We start from the raw sequence: 21,411 nt of genomic DNA on the forward strand, positions 1-21,411 counted from the left end.
TACGTAATTAATTCGGCGGCATACCTTCCTGGAACTGGGGAATATCGCCGGAGCGGCCACCATGGCACCTGCCGCAGCTACCCTGGTCCTTGACGCTGAAGGCCATTGCAGCCCCGTGACAGGCGCCGCACGATTTACCATCTTCCATATCCTTCATCTTATACTGTTTCCTGGCGACACCCGGTGCAATGAGATTGTTGTGGCAGTCACCACAGTTGTACCCCTTCGAAATATGCAGTTTGTGACTGAACAAGACACTGCCGGTATTGGCCGGCAGTTCATATTTCACCGCCCTCGTCACGTTGTGACACTTGCTGCAACTGCCGGTAACCGCAAAGGCAGTGTTCGATTCGTGACAAGCGCCGCAGGACCGCCCCTTTTCCATGTCGGGCATGGTGTAACGCTTGTTCCCCTCACCCGGAACGAATAGCTTGGAGTGGCAATCGTTGCAGCGGTAAACACCCAGATGAAACTTGTGGCTGAAGAGCGCTCCCGATTCCTTGAACTGGATCTCTTTAACCGGATGGCACTTTTCACAATTTTCTTTTACCGTAAAAGCGGTTTTCGCGTCGTGACATGCGCCGCAGGACTTGCCACCCTCCATATCAGCCATTTTATAGCGTTTGGCTGCCACACCGGTAGTGAATATACCGTTGTGGCAGTCACCGCACTTGTACATGCCGATATGAAATTTATGGCTGAAGTAGGTGATGCCGGTTTCGGGAACTTTGAAGGCCACTTCAATGGTCGATTTATGACACTTGTCGCAATCACCCTTGACCGAGAAGCCGGTGCTCCCTTCATGGCAGGCGCCGCACGACGCCCCTTTTTCCATATCAACCATCGTACGCCGCTTATTGTCCGGTCCGGCAACAAACAGTTTGCTATGGCAGTCACCACACTTGTACATCTCCAGGTGCTTTGTGTGACTGAAACGGGCGTCATCCGTAAAGGTGATATCCTTGACAGGGTGGCACTTGCCGCAATTGGCTGCCACGCTGAAAGCTGTCTTCCCCTCATGGCAGGCACCGCAGGACTTACCCTTTTCCATCTCGGCCATGGGAAAGCTCTTTCTCGCCACCCCCGTGGTAAAAACCTTGTTGTGACAGTCATCACACTTGAACATGCCCAGGTGCAGCGAATGGCTGAAGTTCACCGGACCGATATCGGGTATGGTGAAGGTGATATCCTTCGTGCTTTTATGGCATCTGTCGCAACTGCCGTTGACGGAGAAAGCGACATCACCTTCGTGACAGGCGCCGCATGATTTCAGCTTCGCCATGTCGGCCATGGTATAGCGTTTGCTGTTGACGCCACCGACAAAGAGGCCGCTGTGGCAGTCATTGCAGTTGTACATGCCAAGATGGAATTTATGACTGAAAAGCGCATCGCTTTTCTTGAAAGGGATATCCTTGGTAGTCTTGTGACATTTTGCGCAATCGCCCTTGACTGAAAAACCGGTGCTGCCGTCGTGACAGCCACCGCAAGACCTCCCTTGTTCCATTTCACGCATGGAATAACGTTTGCTGTTCGGACCGGCAACAAAAAACTTGCTATGGCAGTCCCCGCATTTGTACATCTCCAGGTGGAATTTATGGCTGAATAAGGCATCGGCGGTGAACGCAATGTCCTTCACGGTATGACATTTGGTGCAGTTTTCCTTGACGGTAAACGCCGTTTTCCCATCATGGCAGGCACCGCACGACACTCCGCCCGCCATCTGCGCCATGGAAACGTGGGGGTTGCCCGGGCCCGGCTTGAACAGCTTGTTGTGACACTCGCCGCACCCGTACATACCAAGATGAAAATTATGGCTGAAGATCAACGTGCCGAAGTCGGGTATTTCGATGGGAACTTCTTTAACGATGTGACATCTTACACATTCAGTAAGGGCAAAGGCCTTGGTTTTGTTATGGCAGGCACCGCACGATTTCCCCTTTTCCATTTCCGCCATGGTCACGGGCGGCACCTTCTTGGTGATGGGAAAGATGGTCTTATGGCATACGGTACAATTACTGCCCAGTTTATTCAGATGGACATCATGGTCAAACACTACCTTACCGGCGTTCTCAGTTTTAAAAGTAACTACCTTGAACTCCTTGGCAAACAACAAAACCGGAATCATAAGCAGTAACATCAACGGCAGTAAAAAGCGTTTCACAGACTTTTCCCTCTGTTTCCTGAAATTGTGATCTTTATTTCCAAGCACATGTCGGAAAGACACCATTACCCTTTGTATGCCTTGCCAGTCTCGATAATCAGGTAATCTTCAACAGTCCCTTTGCCACATCCAGTATTCTGTTCGGCTGGATAGGCTTGGTGATGTAATCGTTGGCGCCCAGAGCAAGGGCACGCTCCCGGTCCTCCTGCGCCCCCTCGGTGGTGATGACGACGATCGGCGTATCCTTGTAGTTTGCGTCATTGCGCACCAGACTTACAAGCTTTAAACCATCCATGATCGGCATGTTTATGTCGGTCAGAATGAGGTCGAATCTTTCAGCGGAAAGCTTTTTCAGCCCATCGACACCGTCATTGGCTTCCACGATCCGGATGCCTCTCAATCTTTTAAGGGCAAAAGATATGAGTTGCCTCATCGTGGGCGAGTCCTCGACTATCAGGATATTATATTGCAACATATGTTGTCCTCCGATTATTCCACGTATCTTTCATCCATTCCAGAGGTAACCCATAGGAGCGTGCAGGGACACATACCCGATACGGTTACTTTGTCAGGAGATCGATGAATCCCTGAATAGTTGAAAGCTTGCGTTCGGAATCATTGTAGAGCCTTGAGCTGAAAATGGCAGTAGCCGCATGTCCAGCCAACAGGGTGAACAGTTCGTAGTCGACAGCAGCAAACGTCGTTTTTTGCACCAACAGTTTGTAAATCACCAGCACGCCGATCACGTGTTCCTTGATCTTGAGCGGGATGCAGACCATGGGTTGATGGAGATCCTGAACATAAGTGCTGACGTTCTCCACAAAGTAATTCTCGCCGGTCTTGGCAACTTCGCCAATAATGCCTTTGCCAAGCTTCACATGGGGAATATTGTCCCGGAGAATGCCTTCACAGGCGACAGCCTGAATTTCATTGCTCTTTTCGTCAAGGAGCATGATTGCGAATTCTTCGGCGCCGATCAGGTTTATGATGATCTCGGTAATTATCTGCAGGACCTCTTTGAAATCGAGGGTGGAATGCAACTGGTAACTGGCAATGTAGAGGTTTGCCAGGTTGTTGTTTTCTTCCTCGATTTCTATATATCGGGCAGCAAAATCCTGATTTTCCGCCTCCACCTGCTTGATCCGCCCGAGGATCTCATCCTTTTCCCGTTCCAGCTCCTCAATTCGCTGAAACAGCTTGCGGTTTTCATCAGTCGAGGCAGGAACCCCCTCCAGGTTGGACTGAGATTCCTCCAGTTGGATAATCCGATAGCGGAGCCGTTCGTTTTCCCTCATCAACTCCTGGGTAAACTCGGCCCCTTTTTTGAAGACCTGCAAGAACTCTTCAGCCCTTCCATGAACGCCTTTATCTTCTTCCTTTGACATATTCCACTCCAGTCTCTGTTATATCAGTCCCTGTTATGTAAAATTCCGCAATGCGAAGCGATTTCATTGGCCATCCTGTCGATGGGCGCCACCTTGTCAACCAGCCCGGTGGCTATTGCCTCACGGGGCATGCCAAAAACAACCGCCGATTCTTCAGACTCAGCGAGTATCCTGGCGCCAGCAGCCTTGGCCGTCTTAACTCCGCGGCTTCCATCATTTCCCATGCCGGTAAGGACCACCGCCAGCAGGCGTGAGCCATAGATTTCAGCACAGGAAGCAAGCATGGCATCCACGGAAGGTATATATTTATCCGTCGGCGCCGGGTCGACCACCCGGACTATTACTTTCCCATCAAGAGACTGAAGCACCATATTTCGGCCCCCCGGAGCAACCAGAACCCTTCCGGGCAAAACGGCATCACCGTCTTTAGCCTCTTTGATCTCAAAACCTGATGTACGATTCAGTCTTTCGGCAAAAGCCCTGGTAAATCCCGCGGGCATGTGCTGGGAAACCACAACAGCAACCGGCAGCGGCTCTGCGAACGCGGAAAAAATGCTCTGGAGAGCCGGTGGACCTCCGGTAGAAGCTCCAATGGCGACAATATCGACTTTGGATTTGACTGTTTTTGCGGTCGGAAACAACGCCGGCTTCTTTTCCTTTTTTGCCTTTGCCTCCTGGATAAACAATGACTCCCGTCTTTTGATCCCCGCCATATTGAGGTTAAAAACACTCCGCACCTTTTTCTGGAGATCGTCCTGAATTTTCAGAAGTTCATCGGATATCGTCCTGGTCGGTTTCGCGATAAAATCAACAGCGCCCAGTTCAAGCGCCTTAAAAACCCGCTCGTCCTCACTCCCGGAACTGATCACGATAACCGGCGTAGGACAGCTGCTCATGATGATGCGCAACGTAGTAAAGCCGTCCATTCGGGGCATTTCAAGATCAAGAGTAACGAGATCGGGACTTAGATCGATAACCCGCCTGATTCCCTCCTCACCATTGGCAGCGTAGCCTACAACCTCAACCTCCGGCACCTCTTCAAGCATCTTGGTAATAGTACGTCGATTGTAAGCCGAATCGTCTATGACCACCACCCTCACCTTCTTCATGCAAAACCTCCGAATTCCGCACATTCAGGCTTGTGGTAGACCATGTCGTTTTTCAGGTGTTTGAGAGCAAAGGCAGTAGAAATATTCATCAACGATTCGGAATGGCCGAGGAGAAGATACCCTCCCTCGCGCAATGACTTGTAAAATGATTCCACAACCCTCTTCTTGGCGATCTGATCGAAATATATGATGACGTTGCGACAGAAAATCACATCCATCTTGCCGAGCAATGCAAGCCGGTTCTGATCAAATAGGTTGAGATGGCTGATAGTTACAAGCTCCCGGACTTCATCGTTTACTTTGAACATGCCTTCCTGTTCTTGAAAATATCGTTTAATATATATTTCTTCTGTTGATCTGAATGAAGATTTGCCGTAAGCAGCCTTTCGTGCCTGTTGCAGCACCCTCTGGCTGATATCGGTGCCGATGATTTCCACGCGCCAGCCTTTTATACAACCCATTTCCAGAAGAAGCATGGCGATCGTGTACGGCTCTTCACCCGTAGAACAGCCAGCACTCCAGATCCGCAATGTGCGATCGCCCCTTTTCGCCTTTACGTTCATCAACTCGGGAATTATTTCGTCGGTAAATGCCTTCAACTGAAACGCTTCGCGGAAAAAATAGGTCTCGTTGGTGGTCAGGATATCCATTATGTCGGAGAGTTCCTGATCCCGCTTTCTGTCATATTTCAGAAAATGATAGTAATCCCTGAACGCCGGAAGTTGATGATGGGACAATCTCCGGGCAAGACGTTTTTCCAGCAGATACTTGGAGTCGTTATCAAAATATAGACCACAATGTGTATAAATGAGATCCCTGATAAGGCGAAACTCATCATCGGTCATCAGTACTTCAGGTTCAGAGCAAAACATTAGAAGAACCTATCCATTAATTCCACGATCTGCCCCTTTACCGATTCATCCGACTCGGTTTCCAGGGCCGAACGCAGATATGGCAATGCCTTCTCACCCATCCGGGCAGCCATTGCCTTAACAAAACTGCTCCTTACATCCCAGTGCGGATGGGACAGAAGTTTGTTCCGGTATGCATGAATCCACCCATCGCCATTCAGAGAAAGGATGTTGATGGCAGCCTTGACCACTTCTTCATCGTGGTTTTCAAGCGCCCTTTCAACCAATGCGGTCCCCTTGTCTCCGCCGATCTGGGCAACAGTATCCAGCACGGAGATCAAAACGAGCCCTTCAGCACTCTCAAACAACTCGACAATCGCCGGCAAGGCGGCATCGTTGCGCAGATTACCAAGGCTCTTCAGTGCTGCGCACTTAACCCAGGGATCGTCATCCTTAAGCGCCAAGAGTAAAGGATCGAGGACGTCATCCCCGCCGATATCCCCGAGAGCGCCTGCTGCAGCAATACGGACATCAGGATCCTCATCAACCAAAGCCATGACGAGGTGCCCGACGCTCGCCGCCGACTTGAGCTTGGCCAACGAACTGACCGCGGTTTTGCGTACGGATGCGTCTTCATCCTTGATAAGGAGCGAAAGTTTATCGGTGTCGGAGAGTGCCGTGCAAAGAATCGCCGCATTACGCCTTTTTTCAGAAACTTCGGAAGAGGCAAGTTTGCCGGTAATTTTTGCTACGGCTACCCTGTCCGCTTCGACAAGGCGATAAAGGGCTTCAATTGCCCCTTCACGGACATCCGGCTCACTGTCTTCGAGCAGATGGGCGATTTCGTTGATAAACACAACAAGGCCGGTCTTACCCGCAGCCTGCACCGAGGCTTTTCTCAGCCGGGCATTGGAGTCGAGCAGCCCTTCGCTTAATAGGGAAACGCACCCCTTGTAGCGCAATTCTCCGCATACATAAACGATGAAACAGCGTTCATCGTCATCCGCGGCAGGATATGCTTCAACCAGAGATGCTGCTCCGCCCTCCCCCATGGCCTTGAATGCCTGCAAGCAGTGCCTGCGGAGCCTGTCGTCACAGCAGCCGCGAAGCAGATGGCCAGACGCACGATCATCCCCGATGATGCCGAGAATTTTGACCAGTGACTCTCTCAAACTGCTCTCGGAAGTTTCAAACGAAGCAAGCAGACCTTCCACAAACGGAGTTCCCTTGAACCTCCAGAGCCTCTCATCCACTGCACGTTCAGCGATTTCGGAGGGGAGGCGGTCCCTGAGCGAAACAAGCCCCATCGCCGCTGCCTCACGGGCATTCTTCACCCTGTCCTTCAATCCCTCCACAAGAAGCGGCACCGCCTCCACATCGCCAATCGCACCGAGACAGTCGTATATCGCCTTTTTCAGGAGATTTTCCTTGGCAAGCGGTACAATCGCGGCCATAGGCACCGGTTTACCGATTTTGCCGATGGACTCGAGAATGGTGAACCTCAGCCAAACGTCATTTTTTGCCAAGGCCTGCAAAAGAGCCGGTATCGCCTGCGCATCCCGAATCTTTCCCAGATTTTCTGCAGCTGCAGCACGAACGTTGGCATCGGAGTCATCGAGCGCCTTTATCAAATGCGGCACAAAAGCAGGGTCGCAGATGTTCCCCATGATGTCGACAATGAACTTCCGCACATCATGGTCGTCATCCCCCACATGACGGCAAAGGGCATGTGTAGCCTGCCGCCCGAGCTTTTCCAGGGATTCCACGGCGGAATTGCGCAGGCCTGCATTTTCCTGGGATCTGAGCATATCGATCAGCTTTTCCTCCAGGATTACAGCACCAGTACCGGTAGCAGCGGCCACAAGTATATCTACCGCCTCTTTGCGGACACGCCAGCTTATATCGCCCAGAGCACGAAAAAGACTTTCTTCAATCTGGTCAAGGGGATACCCTCCCAGGCCGACCACTGCCAGTCTCCGTTTTTCCTCATCAGGCGAACAGAGTTGTTCAGTAAGGGTATGCAGTTTTTCCACTACGCGCTCCAACGTTCCTGTGCAGAATGCATGATGCCGTCACAATCTCAATTCCTGTTTTTTCCTGGCAATTAATTCCTCGAAAGCATCTTCGAGATAAGATGTATCGTTTCTGATCGACTCAGACACACGGCGCTCGTAAAGAGCCGTCCCTTCCCGTATATCGTCTTCCAACAGTTTATAAAAAGTGTTGTTTTTGACACCCTCTTCCACCTTGGTCTGATTGTAAAGGGTGATATCCGAGACGATAATGCGGGCTAGCCGCCGGGCCTTTACATGCGCATCGGGTAATTGCCGGGGTGCTGTGTATGATACCTGGGGAGTAGTCTCGCGTTCCTCATCCTCCTGAATTTCCTGGCGGACAATCTCCTGGGCGTCGATTTCGGTGCTTGAGAGTTGTTGCGGAGCCGCCTGGCCCTCCTCTTGCCGGGAAACCTCTTCAGGGGCTGCAGCCTCAACGGGTTTCTGGCCGGACACCAGCCGGTATATCATGGAGGACAATGAATCCGGGATATGATGCTTTTCTATATAATCGTCGGCGCCATAGAGTGAATTAGGCGACCGCTTGTACCTCGTCTTATCGTAAACAGATGCAATGAGGATAATTTTAACGGCAGCCAACGCCGGATCATTCCTGATTTTTTCACATACCTCAAAGCCGTACATCGAAGGGAGCGCCACATCAAGTAAAACCACATCGGGACGCAAACGTTCGACAGCATCAAAGGTTTCCTTCCCGTCATTAAACGTGAAGACCGTAAACGACTCCGGCTCCAGCACTTTTTTCACCGCCGTACAAAAGGCTGCGCTTTCATTTGCTATAACGACTTTTATCCCGGCAGTTGCAACAGAAGGAGAAACGGCCGGCCGCGAGGCAGCAACCGGGGGAGGGATCTTTCTGGTTACTTTGAAAATCGCACGACATTTACTGCACCGCAGTTTAATGCCTTCTGCACCCACTTTAGTATCGTCGAAACTGAATTTTGCCTTACAACTCGGACATACAATCAGCATGCAAACCCTTTCAATCTCAATAGTCAGCCATTAACTTCCATGTCGCCGATACTGCCGAGTTCTGAAGCCTCATGGGCCGTCAGGATAGTGTCTATGTTCAGCAATATGATGAGAGATTCCTTCGCCAGACAGACCCCCACGAGATATTTGGCGCCAATTCCTCCAACGACCTGTGGCGGCGGTTTTATGTCTTTGACGGGGATTGTGATAACCTCAGTGACGTTATCCACGACCAACCCGAGAAGCTGCTTCGACACCCTGACGATCAGCAGCCTGACCCCGGAATCAAATTCGCGTAGAGGAAGATCAAACCTCTTGCGAAGATCGATAACCGGAAGCACGCTGCCTCGCAGGTTTATCACCCCTTCAACAAAGGGGGGAGCCTTGGGCAGGCTGGTCAACTTCTGCGGCCTGATGATTTCCCTGATCCGCATGATGTCAACCGCATAGAGGTTTTCACCTATGGTAAAGCAAGCGACCTGAATTTCATTAATGTCCGAATACATCACTATCCCTTATGAGTAAGGATTGAAACATTGATACAGGCCGATCTCCCCGCCTGTTACTGTTTACCGATCAACCCTTCAATGACTTCCATGACCCTGGCGGATCTGAACGGCTTGGTAATGTAAGCATCCGCGCCAACCTGCCTTCCCCGCTCAACATCCTGGTTGCTCTTCTTGGCCGTCAACATTACCACAGGAATACTTTTGGTTTCATTATTTTCCTTGATCCGTTTGCAGACCTCGAAACCATCGATCTCCGGAAGCATGATGTCCAGAATTACAAGATCAGGCCTGTTCGTCTTGATCTCTTCAAGCGCCGCTCTGCCATCCATAACCCCGGTAACTAAATAGCCTTTCGAAGTAAGAAGTATGCTTTCCAGTTTTAAAAGACTTTCCTCGTCTTCGACAACGAGAATCTTGTTATTGTTCATGTTCGTCTCCAAATGTCTCAGAAGAGGGTTACATCCAGAATCTTTTCCATGTTGAGCAGAATGAGCATTCGACCGCTAAACCTGCCTATTCCGTTGACGAAATCCCGATCAATCCCTTCCAGAACAGTCGGCGGCGGCTCAAGGTCTTTCGAGTCGATCCGTACGACCTGGATTACTTCATCCACCAGTATCCCGCAAAAACCGTTGTCACCGTTCTTGACTACGATTATCCTTTCCTTGCCTGACGAGGCCCCACCAACAAGACCAAGCCTGACTCGCATATTGAATATCGGAATGATAATCCCGCGCAAAGAAAGAACCCCGGACACAAACGAAGGAACGCGCGGAACTTCGGTCACCTCTCGTGGCTTGATGATCTCCTTGATGTCCATGATATTGAGGGCGTATTCTTCTGTTGCCACCCTGAAGCATAGAAGCTCCTGGGAATCGCGGTTGTCGACCTCCGTCATCAATGTAGGACCAAGAAATGCATCTTCATCGCAACCGGCTCTTTCACGCCCCTGCAGCAGGACAGCAAGAGGATCATATGGTGAAGGGGCTGCCTCTTCCACCGCGAGAGAGTGCATGCGGCTCTCCAACGGCAGTGCAAAAGGAGCTTCGAGGGGTTGTCGACGTGGTTCCATGACGGGCTCGGGAAAGGTTTCAACAGGATCGGGATGCATCCCGACAGGCTTGCTCCCCTTTTCCATCGGCTCGACAGCCTGACGTACCGTTTCTACCGGCAAGGCACCCTGTCGTTCGTCCTTTTCCTGCTGCGCTTTTTTTCTGATCTCGGCTAAATTCATCTCAAACCTGCAATGGGTTTAAATGGACAGTTCATCCTTGATTTCTTCTATGATGGAGGCGTCAATCAATGCCGCATCCTTGCCGAAACCGGTAAGAAGGGCATTTGTAGCCACAGCGTTTATTTTCCTCGGCACACCGACCGTGATCTCATATATCCGTTGGACCGCATCGGGAGAAAATAGCCCGGCGCCCCCCCCGGCCACCTCCATCCTGAAATCAAGGTACTCCTGGGTTTCTTCCAGGCTCAGGGGATGAAGATGGTAGTTGATGGCAACACGCTGCCTGAACGGTTCATACAGGGGAGCGGAGATAATCTTGCGCAGCTCCGGCTGTCCCATGATAACAACACTGAGAAGGTTCCTGTCGTCCAGCTGAAAATTGGTGAGCAGCCTTATTTCGTCAAAGATCTCCCGATCCGGAATCAACTGTGCCTCATCTACGACAATCACCGGGCAGCGTCCTTGATCGTGAAAGTGATAAAGCGCCTCGGTTATCTCTCCCAGCAGGCAATCCTTGGCGGTCGACGGGGTTTCCACGTCCAGATTTGCAGCAATGACACGCAGGAACTCCAGGGCAGTCAGACGCGGATTAAAGATAAAGCAAAAATGGTATGCATCACCCATGGTATCCATGAGTGCACGGGAAATAGTTGTTTTGCCGCAGCCGATCTCACCGGTGAGAAGCGCCAATTCCCGTTCTTCGAGCACATACTGGAGCCTTGCCAGCGCCTCCCGGTGACCGGCACTCATATAGAGAAAACGCGGATCCGGGGTCTTACTGAAAGGCTTCTCATGAAAACCGTAGAACGTCTTGTACATTTAAGCCCCGCCCCTGACAGCCTCGTTGATAATTCCACCAACATCGAGCACAAGGATCGTGCGTTGGTCGCCAAGGTCGGCAGCGCCGGAAATCCCTTTGAACCCCTTGAAGGTTTCACCAATGGATTTAATAACAATATCCTGCTGCCCCAGAAGATCATCCACTACCATGCCGAGGCGCTTTTCCGCTGCACCAACCACGACTACATAGAAATTTTCCTGCTGTTCCCCTTGTGTCTCCGTCTCGAAAAATTTGCCGAGGCGAAGTAAAGGCAGCGTATTCTCCCGCAACTGTATGACTTCTTTCTTTTCCACGGTGCGGACGTCCTTTCGCTCCACCAGAATCGTCTCAAGAACCGACGTAATGGGAAGGGCATAGGTGCGGCCGACCGAAGATATGATCAGGGCTTTGATGATGGCAAGGGTTATGGGAAGCGTGATGATCATGCTGCTCCCTTCCCCCGGGTAGCTCTCGACATCAACCATGCCGGAAAGCGCTGCAATATTCGTTCTGACCACATCCATGCCGACACCGCGGCCGGAAATCTCGCTCACCTTGTCGCTCGTGGAAAAACCGGGGAGGAATATGAGATCCAACGCTTCCTTGTCATGGATAGCTTCAATGCTGGGAATAAGTCCCTTTTCCAAAGCCTTGCGCTTCACCTTTTCGATATCTATACCGGCGCCGTCATCCTCCACCTGAATGACCACGTGGTTCCCTTTCTGATAGGAAGAGAGCTTTATGACCCCCTTTTCATCCTTTCCGGCCAGGATACGTTTTTCGGGTGTTTCGATGCCGTGATCAATGGAATTTCGGATGATGTGCATCATCGGATCGGAGATATCTTCAATTATCAGCTTGTCCAGCTCGGTGTCTGCGCCGAACATTTTCAGCTCGACCTTTTTCCCCTGCTCTCTGGAGATTTTGCGGACGATGCGCGCCATTTTTTCAAAAAGCTGACCAACGGGGATCATGCGGATTTCCATTACTCCCTTCTGCAGTTCAGTCAGCTTTCGCTCCAAACCTTTGGCAGCCTTGGTCAGTTCTATGGAAGGGGCCGAATAACCGTCCAATCTCATCCGGCCGGCCAGTTGGCTGATTGTTGAGTGGGAAAGAACCAGTTCTCCGACGATGTTCATGAGCTCGTCGAGTTTGCTGATATCCACACGCACTGTGCGGCTCATGCTCTTTGCCGTCATGGAGGCTTCCGGGGCCAGGGAAGGCGCCATTTCCTGCATTTCGGCCGGCTGGGAAGGAGACTCCCCACCAAGGAGCATTACCGTTATATTGTCCCGGTCAATCAGAGCCGTTACTTCTGCGCTGACCTTTTCCGAACCGAATAAAATTTCAAAATTTATGGAGGATTCCAGCCCCCCCCCTGCACTCGGCAGGGTACTGATAACCTCTCCCGCGCTTTTCAGGACGTCGGTCAACTCACCCAGATCCTGGTCGAATGTGGCGAGACTGAAGGATGCGAGAATGGAAAAGATCCTGCGCCCCTTTTTTACGTTCTCAAGAAGCCGGTGCTCTTCATACTCGGTAAGCGAGCCGAGCACTCGTTCAGAGAGCCCGAGTTTTGCCAACGGGGAAACTGATTCCTCTTTTTGTACCGCGCAGACACAGGAGCTGATACGTGCCACGGCCTGAGAAATGTCATGCAACTGCCGATCGGCAGTTCCGGCGCTCTGGACCAGCGTACCCAGCAATTCCATGGACTCGAAAAGAACGCTGATGGTGTTCTGGCTGAGCGACACCTTCCCGAGACGCAGTGAGTCGAGCAGGTTTTCCATATTGTGCGACAATTCGGCGATATCGGTAAAACCGAACATACCGGCAAGACCCTTCAGGGAATGGGCTCCGCGGAAAATGGAATTAACCAGGTCAGGATTGAAGTCGCCACCGTCAGCACAGTCACTGAGAGCGACAAGGTCCAGACTCAACTGGTCGATAATCTCCTCAGCTTCTGCCAGAAAATCCTTGGCGGCTTTACCTATGGCATTGTCAACACCGGTCATAAAATCTCACTTGATGGATAAGGGCGAATTGCGTTCGTCCAACAGCCGGACATGCCACGCGCCCTACCCCAGATATGTGCCGATCAGTTCCTGAAGTTTGAGAGGATCAAAGGGTTTTACCAGGTATTCGTTGGCTCCGAGCGCCAGTCCCTTCTCCAGATCCTTGTCACTGCTTTCAGTGGAGATGATAAAGAGTGGAATGTCCTGATAGTTGGGATTGTTTCTCACATAGCTGATCAATTCAAGGCCGTTTATGTCGGGCATGTTTATGTCGGTTATGATAAGATCCACCTGTTCCCGCGGCAAAAGGCGCAACGCCTCAAAACCGCTGGCAGCCTCAATGATTTCATATTTTTCCAGGGAATCAATGGTTGAAACGAGCAGAGAGCGCATGGTATTGGAATCTTCGGCTATCAGTATCTTTTTCACAACTCCTCCCGGCTTTTATCCTTTAATCTACGCTGTAAAAGAGCTTTTTCCATCGCCAAACCCGCTTGCGAAAGGAATATTTCCAGCGAGTCGGTGTCCCCTATCGGTTTCATTTCAGGGAGATTGTCACCATACAATACCGCAACCACCTTGCCTTCGCTGACTATCGGACCGACAAAGGATTCCGCCGGTTGCTCGCCGCCCAACTGCTCGATGAAATATCGATTCCACTTTGAATCATCGGGTTTCGCCTTGACCGGCAGCAAAGTCTCAACAACCTCGCTGAACAGCGAGGTCTCTCCCTTGGGGATGCGCATGGATCTGATTTTTGAATCGGCAAGCCCCTCGCTGTCGTTGATGCCGAACTGCCCGAGGCCGGCAATTTCGTCTTTTTTAACAATGAGGACGACGGCGCGATTCATGAACTCGGAAGCGAAGCGGAGCACCAGCAGAATGATTCCACCGCCGAGAGACGGATTGTTCAGTTCGTCGAGCATTCCCCGCAGAAGGGAAATACCGGTACTCTGTTCAACCGGCTTGGCAGGCGGATAAAGCCCTTCCCCCATTTCAAGGCGCAGTTCATCGCCGATATTGACCTTGTCGCTCGGTACAGCCATTCCTCCGCAGGATTCAACCCGGGCCAATTCCGGGAGAAGACCGGCCTTGAAAGTCCGGAGCAAGGCCGGATCCTGGATCTCCGTCTTGCGCGGCTTCATAATGATGGGAAACCCCATCGCCTTTACCTTCCGTTCTGCGTCGCTGTTGTGATAGTCAGTCAGTACGAGCACGGGAAGAGCCGCAAAGTTATTACCAATCAGTTCAAGAAGTTCCAATCCCCCCAGAATTCCCGAGCCGTCCATCCTCGGCATGATCAGATCCACGAGAACCGTCGGATGACGGCCATCGCGGCACAGAGTGTCAATCTTTATCAGGGCCTCTTCACTCTTCTCAAGGGCGCATACTTCATATCTCCCGCCTTCAAGGAGAGAAACAAACGCGTCGCGGGTATCGGCGTCGTCATCGACCAACACCACCAGCCGCCGTTCTCCCTGCTCGGACAGAACGGACTCCGGTTCCGGCGCAGACTCAGGGGATTGCAACAGGTCAAAAGCAAAATCGACACTCTCTTCAGCCTGAACCGGTGCCGGTTGAGACTGCTCTGCATCTTCCAGGGATTCGCCGCGGTGTCGTTTTTCATCGATGATCCTGGAGCCTTCCATGGCCAGGAACTGGGGGTTGAGTCCCTGTTCCAGCATGAACTGCATCGGGTCCATCCTGGTATGATCGACCGCTTCGACCGTATCCTGAAGTTCGAAATCGAAAGAGCCTTCTGCCCATGCAAAAAGGGAATAGACGACAGATTCGATCTGCTCGTGCACTACCCCTTCAATGGCCTCGGAACTGACATTGAATCGCTTTATCAGGATGGTTCCCAGCAGCTCGGAAAAACCTTCGTCTTCCTGAATGCTCAGCGCCTGTTTGAGGGTAGTGAGATCGATAATCCCTTTCTGGATCAAGACCTCGCCCAGGTTTTGCTGATAAGAGCTTGAGCTGGCACGGATAACCTGGCCGCTGCGGAAGATGATTCTCGCTTCACGCCCCCTGCTGTGCAAGGCAAGAATCCCCGACTTCCGGCTCAGGCTTACTATCTGCAAAATTTCGCCGAGCCCCAGATCTTCCAAATTTCCGACAAGACTCATAGTGACGGAACTCGATAAAAAAAGGAATTTAGTAACAGGCGCTCATACTAAACTATCCGACAACCTAAGTAAAGAGGAGATTTACGCCCTTTTACGGCTCTCTCGACCCTTGAAAAGCAGGCGCATGGGTGTGCCGGTGAAGCCGAAAGCCTCCCTGAACCTGTTGACAATGTACCGCTCGTAGGAAAAATGCACTCCATCGGGACGATTGGTGAAAATAACGATCGAGGGGGGTTTTGTTCCTACCTGGGTGGCGAAATAGAATTTGACCCGCCGTCCCTGGTAGAGCGGGGCATGGTGCTCCTCGGTAGCCGTGCTGAATACCCTGTTCAGATCGGAGGTGGTGATACGCCGGGCAAACTGCTCCATTACCGCATCCACTTCGGTCATGATCTTGCCGAGTCGCTGGCCGGTCTTCGCCGAAACAAATACTATGGGCGCAAAGGGGAGGTATTTGAACTCCATGCGAATTTTCTCGATAAACTTGCCCATGGAGGCGTTATCCTTGGTCAGGGTATCCCACTTGTTGACGACGAAAATACAGCCGCGGCCGGCTTCATAGGCATAACCGGCGATCTTCGTATCCTGCTCCGTAACACCTTCTTCCGCGTCTATGACGATAAGCACCACATCGGCACGCTCGATACTGCGCAGGGAGTCCACCACGCTGTATTTCTCGATTTTCTCGGTGGTCTTCCCTTTTCGTCTGATGCCGGCCGTGTCGATAAGCAGGTAGCGCTTGCGGTTACAGGTAAAATACGTGTCAATGGAGTCCCTGGTAGTGCCGGGAGTTGGGTTGGCCACCACCCGTTCAATACCGAGCAGGCGATTCACAAGCGTCGATTTCCCCACGTTGGGACGGCCGATCACCGCTATTTTAGTCACCTCTTCGTCCGTATCAGCCGCAGAACCTTTGGGCAAGGCCTTTATGACCTCATCCATCAAGTCGTTCACGCCACGGTTGTGCTCAGCAGAAACAGTGAAAATGGTATCCACGCCAAGCGTGTAAAAATCGCCAATGGCTGTCTCCTGCTTGTCGCCGTCAATCTTGTTGATCAGGTAAAAAATCGGCTTATCCACCCGACGCAGCATTTCGACAACCTCCACGTCAGCCGGGGTCAGACCATCCCTCCCATCCATAACGAAGAGTATGACATCGGCCTCTGCCATGGCCAGCTGCGACTGCTCACGCATCTGCTGCAACAGCCGGTCGTTTGTTTCCGGTTCGAAACCGCCGGTGTCAATAAGAATAAAGGGAACGTCAAAACGGTCAACGTTGGCATAGTTGCGATCGCGGGTCACCCCAGGCATATCGTCAACCATTGCCTTACGCCGGCCGACAATCCGGTTGAACAGGGTCGATTTACCCACATTTGGCCGTCCAACTATAGCAATCAAAGGTCTCATTCGTAACCAAACTCCTTCAGCATTCGCGTATTTTCGCTCCATTCCTTGCTCACCCGCACAAACAGCTCAAGAAAAACCTTTGTGTCGAGGAGTTCTTCTATCTCCCGGCGTGCCTGCATGCCGATCCTCTTCAGCATCTCCCCCTTCTTCCCGATCACAATCCCCTTCTGCGACTCCCGCTCCACGTTAATGGCAGCCGCAATGGAAACAAGCCCGTCAGCGCGCTCCTTAAAGCTCTCCACCACGACCGCCACAGAATAGGGGACCTCATCGTGGGTCAGGCGAAAGATCTTCTCTCGAATCATCTCGGCAACGATAAAGCGCTCCGGCAGATCCGTCAGGATATCGTCGGGGAAATAGGGGGGTCCAGCGGGGATAAAACCATGGACCACTTCCACAAGGCGCTCCACGCCATCACCGCTGAGCGCGGAAACCGGAACGATCTCCCGAAACGGATAAAGGGCGGCGTAGGCGGCAATCCTCTCAAGCAGAGCTTCCTTGGCCACCAGGTCGATCTTGTTGATGACGAGGAGCACCGGCGCGTCCGCATTGGCCAAAAGTTCGAGAATCATTCCTTCCTGGTTTGCCGGCTTTGCATCCGCCTCTACGAGGAAGAGAATTACATCCACCTCTTTGATGGACGACAACGCCACGTCCACCATGTACTTGTTCAGCTTCGATTTGGCACGATGGATACCGGGGGTATCGATAAACACCATCTGACAGCCGGGCAGGTTATGGATACCCTGAATGCGGTTCCTTGTGGTCTGCGGCTTATCAGAGGTGATGACGATCTTGTCGCCGAGGATGCGGTTTAAAAGCGTCGATTTCCCCACGTTGGGCCGGCCGATAATGGAAACGAAACCGGAACGGAACTGCTTTTCAGTCAAAACTACCTCCTTGATTTTTAAAGTACTTTCGGTCTTATCAACACATAGATATACGGGAATTCTGCTGCTAAGGGAAGCAAAGAAATCACCCGTATTCCAGATCCCTGATCATATCTCCATGCAGCCTGTCTCCGCCCCGTTCAACGGAAAACTCAAAGGGGGACAGGGCCGGATCGCCCCGGACATTCTTCACCGTCAGGCCGTAGATTTGTCCAAGGCGCGCCACATTTCCCCGCTTGTGGCCGATCACTGCCGAAATCCTGGATGGGGCGCAGATGATTTCAACGGAAGATCCGCGGCGCATACCGCTCGTCATCCTGCGGAGAAGGTCAAAACAGAGTTCCGCCTCCACGAGATGGCGAAAGGCGGGGTGATAGGGACCAGCAAGGACGGTCCCGGCCGTTTCCAGTTCCGCCGTAGGTTGCAGCCCCATGCGAATCACCGGAATAGCCGCCTTCCACGCACGGTGAAGCATGGCCTTGCAGAGCAGCACGGCGGTTCCGATGGAGAGGGGCCGATAGGAGCCGATTTCATAGAAATCCGCCAGTTTCGTGCCGGCAATGACCAGCGTGGGATAGATGCGGAGAAAATCCGGCTGGAGGGCAATGACCCGCGCTAAGGAATCCATGGCCTTTTCCGACGTATCACCGGGAAGACCCGGCATCAGCTGAGCCCCCAGAGCAAGTCCGGCCTCCCGCAGCATACGGCTGGCTCGCGCCACATCGGCAGAGGTGTGACCGCGACCGGCAAGGTCAAGAACGTCATCGGCCATGGACTGTACCCCCAACTCCACGGTCTTGACTCCCATTTCCCGCAAGAACTGGACGGTCTGTAAATCGATCGCATCCGGCCTGGTGGAAACCCTTATCGACCCGACCTCGCCTGAGGCAACGAGCGGCTGCAGCGGTTTCAGAAGCCCTTCCTGCACAGCCGGCGAAAGCGCGGTGAAAGTACCGCCGTAAAAGGCGACCCCCACGGAACGACATCTGCCGGAGTCCCGGTAAGAAGCAATTTTGGCAAGGATTTCCGTTCCGGTGGGGAACTCCCCGACGGCGCCCGCAATCTTGACCTGGTCACAGAATACACACTTGTGGGGACAACCGCGGTGGGAAATAAAGAATGGAACAATCGGCTGCTTCATGACGGGGTGATGCGAATCGATTCCAGGCGCGCAATCCCCTCCCGCGCCGCTGCCTGTTCCGCCTCTTTCTTGCTCCGGCCGGCCCCTTCCCCCATCCGCTCGTCGCCGATGAATAACGCAACGGTAAAACTCCGCTCATGGTCAGGTCCCGATATCCCCCGCAGGACATAGCGCGGCATGGAGCCGCGCAACGCATGGGCCAGTTCCTGAAATTCGGTCTTATAATCCCTGCCCGCAGACAAAACTTCGCGACCGGCCATTAAACGGGCAAAATGTGCTTCGACGAGTCGTTGAACGGGCTCGATGCCGCCATCCAGATAGACGGCTGCCATGAGCGCTTCATAGGCATCGGCCAGGAGCGACCGCTTCCTCCGCCCGCCACTTCTCTCCTCACCGCGGCCGAGCTTCAGAAAAGCGCCCAGGCCGATCTCTTCGGCAAGTGACGCCAGGCTCCCCTCGTCCACCAGCGAGGCCCTGATCTTGGTCAGGGCCCCTTCCCGGCTGTCGGGAAACCGTTCGAGAAGCATCCGGCTCAAGAGAAAATCGATGACAGCGTCGCCGAAAAATTCGAGTCGCTGATTGTCCTTAGTCCACTTACCGCCGCTTTCGTTGACAAAGGAACGGTGGGTCAAGGCTTCAGTCAAAAGGGAGCGGTCGGCAAAATGATAGTTGATGGCGCTTTCCAGTCCTGCAAGTAAGTTACTTCTGTCGTCGGTCATAAATTCCATCACTATGGAGCTGTAAATGAATAACGTGGTCAAAATTGCGTTCAGATTTAGGTCGGATTTGGCCGAACTGATTGAGCTAAACCGCAGACGTAGCACGGCTACGTTGAGGATTTGGCGATTGAAGATCGGCTAAAGATGACCTGAAGATGAGATGCAAGATGCCCATGTTATTTGTTTACAGTTCCTTATATTGACTGCGTTGATCCTCAATGGTTTCCACAAATATCCATACCGCACCACTATAACCAAATGCCTTGTTTTTTTCAATAGATATGCGATTTTCATGCGATTTTGTCTTGATTAATTCCACCCCCTCCCCTATAATTTATCGATTTACAGAGTAGTGGAGCGCTTGACATGGGCTGTTTTATAACGTTTGAAGGGGTCGAGGGGTGCGGCAAAACCACCCAGATCAAGCTTCTTGCGCAACATCTTACGGAACAAGGTCACACGGTGATAGTCACCCGTGAGCCGGGGGGCTGCCCCATAGCCGACCAGGCACGTGCCATCCTCCTGGACGCTGACAACCGCGCCATGACCCCAACGACCGAACTGCTCCTCTACGCGGCTGCCCGTGCCCAGCACGTGCAGGAGATCGTAAAACCGGCCCTGGCTGCCAACAAGGTCGTCCTCTGCGACCGGTTCACCGACGCCACCATCGCCTACCAGGGATACGGCAGAGGACTCGACCCGGCAACCATAGCATACCTGAACGATCTGGCCACTGACGGGCTTAAACCTCGACTGACGGTGCTCCTTGACTGCCCGGTGGAGGTGGGGCTCAAGCGCGCGTTCGACCGCATCAACGGTGCGGCAGGAGCACGTGAAGAGCGGTTCGAACTCGAATCGGTTCTCTTCCACCGGAAGGTGCGTGACGGATACCTGAAACTGGCCGAGGACGAACCGGAAAGATTCATCATCATCGACGGCAGCCAGGGGGTGCAGGAGACGGAAGCGGCCATCACCGCAGCGGTCCTGGCCAGGCTTGCAGAGGGTTAGCAATGCCCTTTTCCCACATTCTCGGCCAGAACAGCGCCATATCCATCCTGCAACGCTCGCTGGCGACAGGAAGATTGGCCCACGCCTATCTCTTCGAGGGAACCGAAGGGGTCGGGAAAAAAGCGACCGCCCTTGCCTTGATTGAGGCGGTTTTCTGCGGGAAGGAAGAAGGGTGCGGCGCTTGCCCGTCCTGTCGCAAAATTGCAGCGCTGCAGCACCCGGACCTTCACTTGGTGGAGCCAGACGGCGCGTTCATCAAGATCGACCAGATCAGGGACCTCCAGAAGGACCTGGCCTACCGCCCCTTTGAAGCGCCGAAAAAGGCCTGCATCATCGACGGGGCGGAACGCTTCAACCAGGCGGCCGGCAACGCCCTGCTCAAGACCCTGGAGGAGCCGCCGGGCAACGCCCTGATCATCCTGGTGACTGCACAGAGCTCGGGGGTGCTGCCGACCATCCTCTCCCGCTGCCAGCGCCTCCACTTCCAGACACTGCCGGAGGAAACCATAGCCGCATATCTGGGCAGGAATGGGATTGACGGCGAGGCAGCCCGCATTGCTGCTTCGCTGGCCGGCGGGAGCATGAAAAAGGCCCTGGAAATCAGTAAGGAAACGACCCTGTCCGACAGAAAACAGTTTCTGGAGCGATTGATCGGTCTTTCCCTGCGGGAGATAACGCCGCTTTTTTCGGCCGCTGAAGAACTGGCCGCAGACAAGGACAAGGTCATGGAACTGCTCGAACTGCTGACCTCCTTCCTGCGAGACATACTGCTCCTCAAAGGTGGTGGAGAAGGGATCGTCAACGCGGATCTCCTGCCCATCCTTGAACGGGAAGCCGGCCGACTCTCCCAGACAGGGATCATGGAAAGGATCGGCCATGTTGCCGCCGCCCGCCATGCTCTTTTGCGCAACGTCAACGCCCGGCTGACACTGGAAGTGCTTTTCATGCGCCTTGCGGAAACGTAGGGGCGGCACAGAGGGCATACA

At 52.9% G+C, this 21,411-nt stretch carries 21 protein-coding genes; 2 read left to right on the top strand and 19 right to left on the bottom strand.

Going from position 1 to position 21,411, the window contains the following annotated elements; translation table 11 throughout:
- Positions 1–7: 7 nt before the first annotated feature.
- The 19 genes from GURA_RS15965 to GURA_RS25135 form a co-directional block, all read right to left on the bottom strand.
- Positions 8–2,161: a cytochrome c3 family protein gene (locus GURA_RS15965; RefSeq protein ID WP_011939962.1), complete on the bottom strand. Its 2,154-nt coding sequence runs from the start codon at positions 2,159–2,161 to the stop codon at positions 8–10.
- A 97-nt stretch (positions 2,162–2,258) separates the two neighbouring features.
- The gene (locus tag GURA_RS15970; protein WP_011939963.1) at positions 2,259–2,636 is read right to left on the bottom strand and encodes a response regulator; all 378 of its coding nucleotides are present in this window, start codon (positions 2,634–2,636) and stop codon (positions 2,259–2,261) included.
- An 85-nt stretch (positions 2,637–2,721) separates the two neighbouring features.
- Positions 2,722–3,546 carry a GAF domain-containing protein gene (locus GURA_RS15975; RefSeq protein ID WP_011939964.1) on the bottom strand — a complete coding sequence of 275 codons (825 nt, stop codon included), beginning with the start codon at positions 3,544–3,546 and terminating at the stop codon, positions 2,722–2,724.
- A 23-nt stretch (positions 3,547–3,569) separates the two neighbouring features.
- Positions 3,570–4,655 (bottom strand): protein-glutamate methylesterase/protein-glutamine glutaminase, encoded by a 1,086-nt coding sequence (locus tag GURA_RS15980; RefSeq protein ID WP_011939965.1) that lies wholly within the window; start codon positions 4,653–4,655, stop codon positions 3,570–3,572.
- Positions 4,652–5,527, bottom strand: coding sequence for a CheR family methyltransferase (locus GURA_RS15985; RefSeq protein WP_011939966.1), 876 nt, complete (start codon positions 5,525–5,527; stop codon positions 4,652–4,654). Before GURA_RS15985 ends, GURA_RS15980 begins: the two co-directional genes overlap by 4 nt.
- Positions 5,527–7,539, bottom strand: coding sequence for a HEAT repeat domain-containing protein (locus GURA_RS15990; protein WP_011939967.1), 2,013 nt, complete (start codon positions 7,537–7,539; stop codon positions 5,527–5,529). The genes GURA_RS15985 and GURA_RS15990 overlap by 1 nt, the downstream gene beginning before the upstream one ends.
- A gap of 39 nt (positions 7,540–7,578) precedes the next feature.
- Complete coding sequence (locus tag GURA_RS15995; protein WP_011939968.1) at positions 7,579–8,553, bottom strand: response regulator; 975 nt, start codon at positions 8,551–8,553, stop codon at positions 7,579–7,581.
- Positions 8,554–8,576: 23 nt separating this feature from the next.
- Complete coding sequence (locus GURA_RS16000) at positions 8,577–9,059, bottom strand: chemotaxis protein CheW (protein ID WP_011939969.1); 483 nt, start codon at positions 9,057–9,059, stop codon at positions 8,577–8,579.
- Positions 9,060–9,115: 56 nt separating this feature from the next.
- Entirely contained in the window at positions 9,116–9,490 is a 375-nt protein-coding gene (locus tag GURA_RS16005; RefSeq protein ID WP_011939970.1) for a response regulator transcription factor, read from the bottom strand.
- Positions 9,491–9,507: 17 nt separating this feature from the next.
- Entirely contained in the window at positions 9,508–10,296 is a 789-nt protein-coding gene (locus GURA_RS16010; RefSeq protein WP_011939971.1) for a chemotaxis protein CheW, read from the bottom strand.
- 18 nt (positions 10,297–10,314) lie between these two features.
- Positions 10,315–11,115, bottom strand: coding sequence for an ExeA family protein (locus GURA_RS16015; RefSeq protein WP_011939972.1), 801 nt, complete (start codon positions 11,113–11,115; stop codon positions 10,315–10,317).
- Complete coding sequence (locus GURA_RS16020; protein WP_011939973.1) at positions 11,116–13,131, bottom strand: chemotaxis protein CheA; 2,016 nt, start codon at positions 13,129–13,131, stop codon at positions 11,116–11,118.
- A gap of 63 nt (positions 13,132–13,194) precedes the next feature.
- Positions 13,195–13,560, bottom strand: a complete 366-nt coding sequence (locus GURA_RS16025) for a response regulator (RefSeq protein WP_011939974.1) — start codon at positions 13,558–13,560, stop codon at positions 13,195–13,197.
- Entirely contained in the window at positions 13,557–15,260 is a 1,704-nt protein-coding gene (locus GURA_RS16030; RefSeq protein ID WP_011939975.1) for a response regulator, read from the bottom strand. Before GURA_RS16030 ends, GURA_RS16025 begins: the two co-directional genes overlap by 4 nt.
- A gap of 81 nt (positions 15,261–15,341) precedes the next feature.
- Positions 15,342–16,667: a ribosome biogenesis GTPase Der gene (der, locus tag GURA_RS16035; RefSeq protein WP_011939976.1), complete on the bottom strand. Its 1,326-nt coding sequence runs from the start codon at positions 16,665–16,667 to the stop codon at positions 15,342–15,344.
- Positions 16,664–17,557, bottom strand: a complete 894-nt coding sequence (era, locus tag GURA_RS16040) for a GTPase Era (protein WP_011939977.1) — start codon at positions 17,555–17,557, stop codon at positions 16,664–16,666. Before era ends, der begins: the two co-directional genes overlap by 4 nt.
- A gap of 85 nt (positions 17,558–17,642) precedes the next feature.
- On the bottom strand, positions 17,643–18,698 hold the full coding sequence (locus tag GURA_RS16045) for an elongator complex protein 3 (RefSeq protein WP_011939978.1): 1,056 nt from the start codon (positions 18,696–18,698) through the stop codon (positions 17,643–17,645).
- The gene (gene rnc / locus GURA_RS16050) at positions 18,695–19,417 is read right to left on the bottom strand and encodes a ribonuclease III (RefSeq protein ID WP_011939979.1); all 723 of its coding nucleotides are present in this window, start codon (positions 19,415–19,417) and stop codon (positions 18,695–18,697) included. The genes GURA_RS16045 and rnc overlap by 4 nt, the downstream gene beginning before the upstream one ends.
- Before the next feature lie 184 nt (positions 19,418–19,601).
- Positions 19,602–19,736 carry a hypothetical protein gene (locus GURA_RS25135; protein WP_268741726.1) on the bottom strand — a complete coding sequence of 45 codons (135 nt, stop codon included), beginning with the start codon at positions 19,734–19,736 and terminating at the stop codon, positions 19,602–19,604.
- A gap of 47 nt (positions 19,737–19,783) precedes the next feature.
- Here GURA_RS25135 and tmk point away from each other — a divergent pair, with 47 nt between their 5' ends.
- Both tmk and holB read left to right on the top strand, forming a co-directional pair.
- Positions 19,784–20,425 (top strand): dTMP kinase, encoded by a 642-nt coding sequence (gene tmk, locus GURA_RS16055; RefSeq protein ID WP_011939980.1) that lies wholly within the window; start codon positions 19,784–19,786, stop codon positions 20,423–20,425.
- Between the two features lie 2 nt (positions 20,426–20,427).
- A complete protein-coding gene (gene holB, locus GURA_RS16060; RefSeq protein ID WP_011939981.1) occupies positions 20,428–21,390 on the top strand; it encodes a DNA polymerase III subunit delta' in 963 nt (320 codons plus the stop codon).
- Positions 21,391–21,411 lie beyond the last annotated feature (21 nt).

The organism is Geotalea uraniireducens Rf4, from assembly GCF_000016745.1.
Classification (GTDB): Bacteria; Desulfobacterota; Desulfuromonadia; order Geobacterales; family Geobacteraceae; genus Geotalea; species Geotalea uraniireducens.

Bases quoted from the DNA above. Each gene is read 5' to 3' on its own strand.
- GURA_RS15970 (WP_011939963.1), bottom strand. From the start codon at position 2,636: ATGTTGCAATATAATATCCTGATAGTCGAGGACTCGCCCACGATGAGG.
- GURA_RS15975 (WP_011939964.1), bottom strand. From the start codon at position 3,546: ATGTCAAAGGAAGAAGATAAAGGCGTTCATGGAAGGGCTGAAGAGTTC.
- GURA_RS15980 (WP_011939965.1), bottom strand. From the start codon at position 4,655: ATGAAGAAGGTGAGGGTGGTGGTCATAGACGATTCGGCTTACAATCGA.
- GURA_RS15985 (WP_011939966.1), bottom strand. From the start codon at position 5,527: ATGTTTTGCTCTGAACCTGAAGTACTGATGACCGATGATGAGTTTCGC.
- GURA_RS15995 (WP_011939968.1), bottom strand. From the start codon at position 8,553: ATGCTGATTGTATGTCCGAGTTGTAAGGCAAAATTCAGTTTCGACGAT.
- GURA_RS16000 (WP_011939969.1), bottom strand. From the start codon at position 9,059: ATGTATTCGGACATTAATGAAATTCAGGTCGCTTGCTTTACCATAGGT.
- GURA_RS16005 (WP_011939970.1), bottom strand. From the start codon at position 9,490: ATGAACAATAACAAGATTCTCGTTGTCGAAGACGAGGAAAGTCTTTTA.
- GURA_RS16010 (WP_011939971.1), bottom strand. From the start codon at position 10,296: ATGAATTTAGCCGAGATCAGAAAAAAAGCGCAGCAGGAAAAGGACGAA.
- GURA_RS16015 (WP_011939972.1), bottom strand. From the start codon at position 11,115: ATGTACAAGACGTTCTACGGTTTTCATGAGAAGCCTTTCAGTAAGACC.
- GURA_RS16020 (WP_011939973.1), bottom strand. From the start codon at position 13,131: ATGACCGGTGTTGACAATGCCATAGGTAAAGCCGCCAAGGATTTTCTG.
- GURA_RS16030 (WP_011939975.1), bottom strand. From the start codon at position 15,260: ATGAGTCTTGTCGGAAATTTGGAAGATCTGGGGCTCGGCGAAATTTTG.
- der (WP_011939976.1), bottom strand. From the start codon at position 16,667: ATGAGACCTTTGATTGCTATAGTTGGACGGCCAAATGTGGGTAAATCG.
- GURA_RS16045 (WP_011939978.1), bottom strand. From the start codon at position 18,698: ATGAAGCAGCCGATTGTTCCATTCTTTATTTCCCACCGCGGTTGTCCC.
- rnc (WP_011939979.1), bottom strand. From the start codon at position 19,417: ATGACCGACGACAGAAGTAACTTACTTGCAGGACTGGAAAGCGCCATC.
- tmk (WP_011939980.1), top strand. From the start codon at position 19,784: ATGGGCTGTTTTATAACGTTTGAAGGGGTCGAGGGGTGCGGCAAAACC.
- holB (WP_011939981.1), top strand. From the start codon at position 20,428: ATGCCCTTTTCCCACATTCTCGGCCAGAACAGCGCCATATCCATCCTG.